Consider the following 8,954-nt stretch of genomic DNA (forward strand, 5'->3'; position numbering starts at 1 on the left):
TCTTATCTTATCTAAAATCCCAAATCCCCAATCTAAAATCGAATGAGTTACTGTTTAAACCCTAACTGTTCCAAGCCCGAAAACCCGGATACAGCCAAAATTTGCCGAAATTGCCGGTCAAAACTGCTGTTGCGCGACAGATATCGGGCCATAAAGGCGATCGGACAAGGAGGTTTTGGCAGAACATTACTCGCCGTTGACGAAGACAAACCATCAAAACCCCGCTGCGTCATCAAACAATTTTTACCCCCAGAAACCCAACTCATCCCATCAGCCAGCAATCGCAACAGCAAAAAAGCCGCCGAACTTTTTGAACAAGAAGCAATGCGATTAGACGAATTGGGAAAACACCCTCAAATTCCCGAACTCTTAGCATATTCCATCCAAGACAACCGACAATATGTAGTCCAAGAATTTATCGACGGACAAAATTTAGCACAAATTGTAGCAACAGAAGGCACGTTTACACAAACTCAAATTCAAGACTTACTCAACAGCTTATTACCCGTACTTCACTTCATCCACTCCCACAACGTTATTCACCGAGACATCAAACCCGAAAATATCATCCGCCGCGCCGACAAACAATTAGTTTTAGTAGACTTTGGTGCCGCCAAAATAGCCACAGGTACAGCCTTACTCAAAACAGGAACCAGCATCGGTAGCCCCGAATACATCGCCCCAGAACAAGCCAGAGGCAAAGCATTTTTCACCAGCGACTTGTACAGTTTAGGCGTAACTTGCCTGTATTTGCTAACTCAAGTTTCCCCCTTTGACCTCTTCGATCCGGGCGAAGATGACTGGATTTGGCGGCAATATTTGGCGAATAACCCGGTGAATGAAGAAATGGGTAAAATCTTAGATAAATTGATTGAAAATGCTACGAACCGTCGCTATCAAACGGCTGTTGAAGTCTTAACCCAACTGAATCCAGAAGCAGCTAGTAAACTCACCCTTCCTCAAAAAATCACCAAATCAGTCAAACCCGCAGCTAATCCCAATCCGCCCCAACAACAAACCCATAACTGGCAATGTATTCACACCTTAACCGGACACAAAAACTTAATTTCCTCTGTAGCTTTCAGCCCTAACGGGGAAGTTATCGCCAGCGGTAGCGATGACAAAACAATCAAGCTGTGGCAAGTACAAGACGGGCAAGAAATAGTAACTCTGGCAGGACACGCTAACTCAGTTCATACAGTAGTTTTTAGCCCCGACGGCAAGATACTCGCCAGTAGCAGCCACGACAAAACAATCAAACTTTGGCGGATGAAAGACGGGCAAGAAATTCGCACGCTTGCAGGTCACATCAACTCAGTTTATGGCTTAACTTTCAGTCCAGACGGGGAAACTGTGGCTAGCAGCAGTTGGGACAAAACAATCAAACTTTGGCGCGTGAAAGACGGGCAAGAAATTTGTACATTTAGCGATCACATTAACTTAGTTTACTGCGTCGCCTTCAGTCCAGACGGAGAACTTTTGGCTAGCAGCAGTTGGGACAGAACCATTAAGATTTGGCGAGTCAAAGATGGCAAGCTAATTCGCACGCTGACTGGTCATACAGACTGCGTGCGTTGTGTAGCTTTTAGTCCCAATGGAGAGTTTCTGGCAAGCGGTAGTCACGACAATACTATCAAACTTTGGTGGATCAAAGATTGGCAAGAAGTTTTAACAATTGCTGGTCATTCTTGGTATGTAGATTCGATCGCGTTTAGTCCCGATAGCGAAGTAATTGCCAGCAGCAGCAATCAAACTATCAAGATTTGGCGGGTTAAAAATGGTCAAGAACTTTGTAATATTGCTGGTCATACAAATTCTGTTTATTCTGTAAATTTTAGCCCGGAAGGAGAGTTTTTGGCTAGCGGCAGCAGTGACAAAACGATTAAAATTTGGCACAATATTGTGTAAGTCGCAGCAATTGAATTGCGATCGCACAATATACGATTTTGAATCTTACAATTAATAAACAACAGATATAGAAGGAGATATGACTATAGTAGCTATCCTGCCTGTATTTAATGCCAGCGGCGAGAAATCTTATCGTGCTATTGCGGGCGATCGGGAGTCGGTTGGCAAAACTGCGGGTCAAGCTTTAGATGCTTTAACGGCTTTGTTAGGTGAAATAAACTTCAGCGCATTAATAGTCATTCAAAGCTTTAACCCTGACGAATTCTTTACTGTCCAACAACAAAAACGATGATCAGAATTAATGAATTTGTGGCGTACAGCGCGCGATCGAGGACAAACCCTTTTTCCCAAAGAACAAGCAGAATTAGAAAGTCTTGTCGAGGCTGAACTCAAAGCTGCTACAGTTTGGACATCGGCTCTCGTACAACAATTGAGCTGATGAACCCCTTAACACACTTTAGTACATGATCGGAAATGTTTCGTATGTGGTATCTTAATTGTGGAAACTGTTGACAAGCAAGTTACTTGATCCAGAGATGGTAGTCTTAAACGTATAGAGCGATAGCCTGAATGTCCGGGTGGGATGTGAGTCGATGGATTATTTTTATCTAATGACCGCAGAAAATCACAAATCTAGCTCGAAATGCTTTACACCGAACAACTAATAAACAGATAGGGGATAGAATATAAAATGGGGACAAAACGGCTAAAAAACGTTATTGAAAACGTCGAACAAAACAAACAACTAAGTTTTGATTTTGGTAACTATAGCGACGAACGAAGTTCGCCATCAGAAATCATTTCACACATTTTTCCCGCCAAGCCTACTGTTGTATTCAATACTTACTGGCGATTCGCTGCTGAAAGGCAAAAAATTTTTTTTAAAAAGCTAGAAAATGCACCAATACCTTGGACTGATGATCCAATCTTTTCGACCTACAAGTTTACCAATACCTACCGCGCATCAGATCGTGTAAGCCAGTATTTAATCCGTAACGTCATCTACCAAAATGACCTTCCTTCATCACGTAACGAGGTATTTTTTAGAATTATCCTCTTCAAAATTTTCAATAAGATCGAAACGTGGGAGCTTCTGGAGAACAAGCTTGGTTCCATTATTTACGCAGAATATTCTTTTGAACGCTATGACCAAGTTCTAACAGATGCCATTCAGTCAGATCAAGCCATTTATTCTGCTGCATACATGATGCCATCAGGGGGAACAAGCTTCGGGCACACTGCGAAACACCGTAATCACCTTAAGCTGATTGAAAAGATGATGGCTGATGAACTACCAAAAAAGCTTGCTGATGCCAAGAATATGCACGAAGGATTCGATTTGCTGCGTGAATATCCAACTCTGGGTAATTTTTTAGCATATCAGTTTATTACTGATGTTAACTATAGCGAAATTACTAACTTTAGCGAGATGGAGTTTGTCATTCCTGGGCCGGGAGCATTAGATGGTATTCGTAAATGCTTTAGTGACCTCGGCGGACTTAAGGAGCCAGAAATTATAAAATTGATGGTGGAAATTCAAGAGTCTGAGTTTGAGCGACTAGGATTGAATTTTCAGCTCCTATGGGGGAGAAAACTTCAATTGATTGATTGCCAAAATCTATTCTGCGAAGTCGATAAATATGCGAGAATTAAGCATCCAGAGATTTTTGGAATATCAGGTCGAACTCGTATAAAACAGAGGTACTTAGGTAAAGGACAAACTCCAGATTATTGGTATCCCCCCAAGTGGGGAATCAATCAGGCTATTCAAGAATACAGAACAGCTAAAGCTCATACTCAGTTTAGGGATCAATAAAATCTCAAGGAGTTGATGATGGATTTTCGCGAATATCAAGAACAAGCGCAAAAAACCGACCAAGTTCCTAGCAAGTCAGGAAATGGAATAATTATACCTTTACTAGGATTGGTTGGTGAAGCAGGTGAGTTACTCAGTGAGTACAAAAAGTATCTCCGCGACGGCGAAGCCCATAAGCTTTTCCCAGAATGCGTTGCAGAAGAATTGGGAGATATACTTTGGTATATTGCTAATGTGTCAACCAAGTTTGACCTTGATTTAGAAGAAATTGCGGAAGGTAATCTTAAAAAATCCCGTGATCGTTGGGGATGGAGAGATTCAGTACAAACAGACACCTACATACTTGACAGTCATTTTCCAGAACATGAGCGCTTACCACGTCGGTTTGAGGTTGAAATTATGGAGGTGAGCGAAAATAACTCAGTCAAGATGAAAGCATTTATAAATAGAAAACAGATTGGGAATGATCTGACCGATAACTCCTACTCAAGTGATGGGTACCGCTTTCACGACATTTTCCATTTCTCATATGCAGCAGTTTTGGGGTGGTCGCCAGTCATTCGTAGTAACCTTAAGCTTAAGCGAAAAAGCGATTCCGGTATTGACGAAGTTGAAGATGGCGGTCGTGCAATAGCAATTGAAGAAGGTATATCAGCCCTCGTGTTTAGCTATGCCAAGGATCGCAACTTCTTAGAAGGAGTTGATACTCTTGATGACCAACTCCTAAAAACTATCAAAAATATGACCTTGCACTTAGAAGTTTCTCAGTGTTCACTTGGTGCTTGGGAACAGGCTATCCTGAGTGGCTACGAAGTCTGGCGAAAGGTGGAGAAAAATCAAGGAGGAAAAGTTATTGTAGACCTTGATGCACGCTCCATAATCTATCAAGACAAATGAGATTAATAATTGACAGGTTGTGTGTTGCATTGAACATACAGTGGATGGTATGGATGACTCTTCTTAGTAGTTCCCAAGCAGTAAAGTTGAATTCCACCTAAGCCATTTAGCATATTTAAAACAGCTTTATAGCGGTCATTCAATATGCCCCGATTACCCCAAGCTACAATAATTTTATCTGCTCGTTCAACAGCTTCTTTGAGATAACGGTCATTTTCTTGTCCTACCGGATCTGTTACCTTTTTCAGATCCCGTGGATCTGAAGATCGGTAAGCAAATAAGTTGACCACTTCAAGCGAACCATAACCCCAAGACTTAGCGAAACTAATGCAGCGACGAAGCGTAGGATCATCAGTAGCTGCATCTGCACTACTAGGATTAAGCATAATAAAAGCGACCCTTTGAGTATTTTTGTTCCACTCCCGACATAGCGAGTAGCGGTAGTCACCTATGATCACTGCATCTTTTTTCATAGTTGTTTCACCTGAACAGCCAAAAGATTTCCCATCCATATAATTAGGTTTAAGTTGAATTCCCTCATCACAATGTATATTCTCCCATTATATAACATCTTCCACGGTCGGTCCATTAAATCCGTAGGAGCGCTACTGAGACGAAAGTGACAAACAAATCAGAAGGACTGATAAAATATCTTGTTAATTCTCCTTCTTCCACCTCTTCAACAACTCCGGCGTCACCAACCCTTGCGGAAAAAATATCGTCCCTACTACAATCAGCAACCCAAAAATAATTAACCGCCCATCCCGCAGAAATTGCGCCAACCAAACCGGCAATCCCTCAATAGTCGCCATCCCCCTCAAAACCTCCGGCAAAGCAGTAAAAACCATCCCGCCCAAAACAGACCCCACAAAAGTTCTGCTACCACCAATTAACACAGAAGTCAAGTAAATAATACTAGCATCAAAAGTACCTTGACGGGCGTTCCAAGTATTGAGAAAATGCGCGCTAACCGCACCGACAACCCCTGCTAAAATAGCACCCAACGTAAAAGCCAAAACCTTATAAAAAGTCGGGTTAATGCCGATCGCATCAGCCGCCAACTCATCAGCCCGAATCGCTGCAAAAGCCCGCCCCACCCGAATCCGTTCCAGTCGGTAGAGAATCGCCATACTTACCAACAGCAAAGGCAGTACAATCCACAAATACTCGATCGACGTTGCAAACGGTTGCGGAATCCCAAAAATACCCACAGCCCCGCCAGTAATATCCAGATTCAGGGACAAAACCCGCAGAATCTCCACAAAAGCAATAGTGGCGATCGCCAAATAAATCCCCCTCAACCGCAGCGCCGGAATACCCACCAAAATACCCAGCAACCCCGAAACAGCCCCTGCAATTATCATCTCCAATAACAGCAACGGCAGCGGAAACAAACCCCCCGTCGTTTGAAACACCGTCGTAGACAAAATCGCCGCAATATAGCCACCCAAAGCATAAAAACCGGGGCTAGCCAGAGACAACTGCCCAGTCATCAAAGGCAAATATAACGACAATCCCAACATTGCACCCAACAGCATTGAGACAATCAGAAATCCATAAGTAGTAAAAAATGCAGCCATGATTTTATTTTAAATAATAAACATACTTAAATACCAACTTTATCTCAAATCCACTCCCATCATAATCATTCATTTCTATCTTCTCTTTCTCTGCGTCCTCTGCGTCCTCTGCGGTTAAATCATTCCGATCTAATTAGTTTTTGTAGGGGCAATTCCTCCGTAGTTACCCCAATTTTAATCGCCGAATCATCTTACACCTTTTCAATCAAACGTCGCCCAAACAAACCCTGCGGCCTAACCAACAACATCACAAACAATATACCAAAAGCCACAGCATCCTTATAAGCCGAAAAGTCTCCCGGCACAAAAGCCTCCACCAAACCAATTATAAACCCACCAAAAACAGCCCCAGGAATACTCCCCAAGCCGCCCAGCACAATCACAGCCAAACCCTTCAAACCAAAAGCAATCCCAAAATACGGCCCAGCAATACTCACACTAGAACCCACCAAACCCCCCGCCAAACCCGCCAGAAAACTGCTCACAAAAAACGTCAAAACAATATACCTGTCAGTATTAATCCCCAACAAACTAGAAGTAGTAGCATCTTCAGCCACCGCTTGCATTGCCTTACCAAATTTCGTGAAATTTATCAAGTAAGTTAGCAGACTAACAATCGCCACAGCCACCCCAAAAATCACTATTTGCACAGTACGAATCGGAATCTGTCGATCCGCCGTACCAAAGTTAATAGCTGCTGGCAAATTACCGTAAGTATTAGCTGGAAAAGTGTAGATTTCCGCCCCTACAAGATATTGAATGATATTGGCGATCGCCACCGCCGCCCCCAAACTCGAAACCACCGTCAGCAGAGGATCTGAGTTTCGGCGGCGCAAAGGTAAAAAAGCAACTCTTTCCACAATTACTCCCACCAAACCAGCCAACACACTGCCCAAAATTAGCGCCACAGCAAAAGGCAATTGCACGGGAATTCTCGCATTAGCCAACAATCCGTTGAAACCGAAAGCGCCCCCCATCAGCGCATAGGTAAAATAAGCACCCAAAGTAAACACTGCACCGTGAGCAAAATTAATAATTCCTAGAATAGAAAACACCAGCGTGTATCCCAGTGCGAAAATAGCATACACGCTGCCGATCGACAAACCATTCAAAAATTGTTGCAAAAACAGAGTTAAATCCATCGCCCGTCACGAATTACGCATCAATATTAAATCATTCATTCATCAACAAACTAAAAATCTTCCTTCTATCCATTACATCCGTTGCCGAACTTCCCTGTTGATTCATTTCAAAAACTCAAACCTACCGTTATTTCCATCAGCATCCATTTTAATCCGTGCCACATAAAACTCTTTCTGATTAATTTCACCTTCCGGCGTAAAAGAAATTTCCCCTAAAGGCGTATCGTAGTTGCCTATCAACAACTGCTGATTCAGCTTTGTCCGCAATTGGGCCAAAGGCTTTTCCTTCACCTTAGACTGAGCATTAATTGCCTTTAATGACTCAACAAAAACTTGTACCCCAGTAAAAGCTTGAGCGCTAAACTGAGGCGGTTCTTTCTTAAATTGCGCGCGATAAGCGTCGCGGAAAGCCTTATTAACTTCATTCTGATATTCGGGGCTGTATGCTTGGGCAATCAAAACCCCATCGCAAAGAGCCTTGCAAACAGTAAATACATTGGAAGTATTGAGACCGTTGCCCCCAATAATAACGCCTTTGTAGCCCAACTCCCGCAACTGCTTAATTAAATTGCCTCCATCTGCCGCCAACCCGGAAATAATTATCAAATCGGGCTTGACATTGATCGCATTAGTGGCTTGAGATTGGAAATCTGTATCAGTAGTCAAGAATTTTTGGACTGTTGCCAATTCCAGTCCCATCTCTTTAACCGTTTTCTGGAAAGTTTCAGTCTCAGATTTGCTAAAAGCATCATTCTGAGCAAAAAACACGGCTACTTTCTTGATATTGGGATTTTGCTTGAGGGCCGCTTTAACTGCGTTAGGTGCTACCACGGCCACGGGCGCGGAGACTCTGGCGACATAATCGCCAATCTGGGGAATACCTTTAGCTGTGTTGGAGGGTGCGAGCACAGGAACTTGGGCGCGATCGGCGATCGGATCTGCACCAAAAGCCTGTTGCGATAGAGTCGGGCCCACAATACCCACCACCTTATTCTGATTGATCAGAGTATTGAAGGCATTGATCGCCCCCTGTTCATCTCCACCCGTATCTTGTAACACCACTTTAATTGGTGTTCCATCGACACCGCCGCGATCGTTGAAATACTTCTCAGCAATTTTCACCCCAGCCACCTGTTCCTGGCCGAGTAAGGCGACATTGCTAGTTTGCGCCACCCCAACTCCAATGGGAATAGCGGCTGAGTTCGCCGCACCCGCACCCTGTGGCGAAGTTGCCGGAGATGGCGAAGTAGCTGTAGATACTGTTGTAGAGGTCTGGGGAGTGTTGGTCTGACTGCAACCAATCAGGAGTGAAGCGCAGGTAACGAACAAGGCACTAGGACGAGTAGTAAGGTTTTTCATGGGCGATCGAACACATATATATATAGAACATCTGTCTGTACAGATATTCTACCCATTGGCGGAAGAGTCCCCTGAAAAAACCTGACTAATACCGATCGAAACAGGTGATATCCGGAAAAGCAGAGTGGGCGAGCGGAGTTTTGAACCAGCCTGAGCAGGTAAAACCCTGACACTACAAGCTTCAAAAAAAAACTCAAAAATAGTTTCCCAAAAAGCTTGACAACCCCTTGCGAAATAAGTATATTAATAAAG

At 43.4% G+C, this 8,954-nt stretch carries 9 protein-coding genes; 5 read left to right on the forward strand and 4 right to left on the reverse strand.

Going from position 1 to position 8,954, the window contains the following annotated elements:
* Positions 1-42 precede the first annotated feature (42 nt).
* The 5 genes from QUB66_RS25810 (at position 43) to QUB66_RS25830 (ending at position 4,621) form a co-directional block, all read left to right on the forward strand.
* Complete coding sequence (locus tag QUB66_RS25810; protein ID WP_332970156.1) at positions 43-1,908, forward strand: serine/threonine-protein kinase; 1,866 nt, start codon at positions 43-45, stop codon at positions 1,906-1,908.
* A 79-nt stretch (positions 1,909-1,987) separates the two neighbouring features.
* Positions 1,988-2,200: a hypothetical protein gene (locus tag QUB66_RS25815; protein ID WP_332970157.1), complete on the forward strand. Its 213-nt coding sequence runs from the start codon at positions 1,988-1,990 to the stop codon at positions 2,198-2,200.
* A 9-nt stretch (positions 2,201-2,209) separates the two neighbouring features.
* A complete protein-coding gene (locus tag QUB66_RS25820) occupies positions 2,210-2,347 on the forward strand; it encodes a hypothetical protein (protein WP_332970158.1) in 138 nt (45 codons plus the stop codon).
* Between the two features lie 252 nt (positions 2,348-2,599).
* Positions 2,600-3,724: a nucleotide kinase domain-containing protein gene (locus QUB66_RS25825; protein ID WP_332970159.1), complete on the forward strand. Its 1,125-nt coding sequence runs from the start codon at positions 2,600-2,602 to the stop codon at positions 3,722-3,724.
* A gap of 15 nt (positions 3,725-3,739) precedes the next feature.
* Positions 3,740-4,621, forward strand: coding sequence for a nucleoside triphosphate pyrophosphohydrolase family protein (locus QUB66_RS25830; protein ID WP_332970160.1), 882 nt, complete (start codon positions 3,740-3,742; stop codon positions 4,619-4,621).
* Between the two features lie 2 nt (positions 4,622-4,623).
* On the opposite strand, the gene QUB66_RS25835 is transcribed toward QUB66_RS25830, so the two are convergent.
* The 4 genes from QUB66_RS25835 to QUB66_RS25850 form a co-directional block, all read right to left on the reverse strand.
* Entirely contained in the window at positions 4,624-5,094 is a 471-nt protein-coding gene (locus QUB66_RS25835) for a DUF1643 domain-containing protein (protein ID WP_332970161.1), read from the reverse strand.
* A 183-nt stretch (positions 5,095-5,277) separates the two neighbouring features.
* Positions 5,278-6,201, reverse strand: a complete 924-nt coding sequence (locus tag QUB66_RS25840) for a branched-chain amino acid ABC transporter permease (RefSeq protein ID WP_332970162.1) — start codon at positions 6,199-6,201, stop codon at positions 5,278-5,280.
* A 191-nt stretch (positions 6,202-6,392) separates the two neighbouring features.
* Positions 6,393-7,343 (reverse strand): branched-chain amino acid ABC transporter permease, encoded by a 951-nt coding sequence (locus QUB66_RS25845; protein WP_332970163.1) that lies wholly within the window; start codon positions 7,341-7,343, stop codon positions 6,393-6,395.
* A 102-nt stretch (positions 7,344-7,445) separates the two neighbouring features.
* Positions 7,446-8,702 (reverse strand): ABC transporter substrate-binding protein, encoded by a 1,257-nt coding sequence (locus QUB66_RS25850; RefSeq protein WP_332970164.1) that lies wholly within the window; start codon positions 8,700-8,702, stop codon positions 7,446-7,448.
* Positions 8,703-8,954 lie beyond the last annotated feature (252 nt).

It is taken from the genome of Microcoleus sp. A2-C3 (assembly GCF_036706065.1).
GTDB lineage: Bacteria > Cyanobacteriota > Cyanobacteriia > Cyanobacteriales > Microcoleaceae > Microcoleus.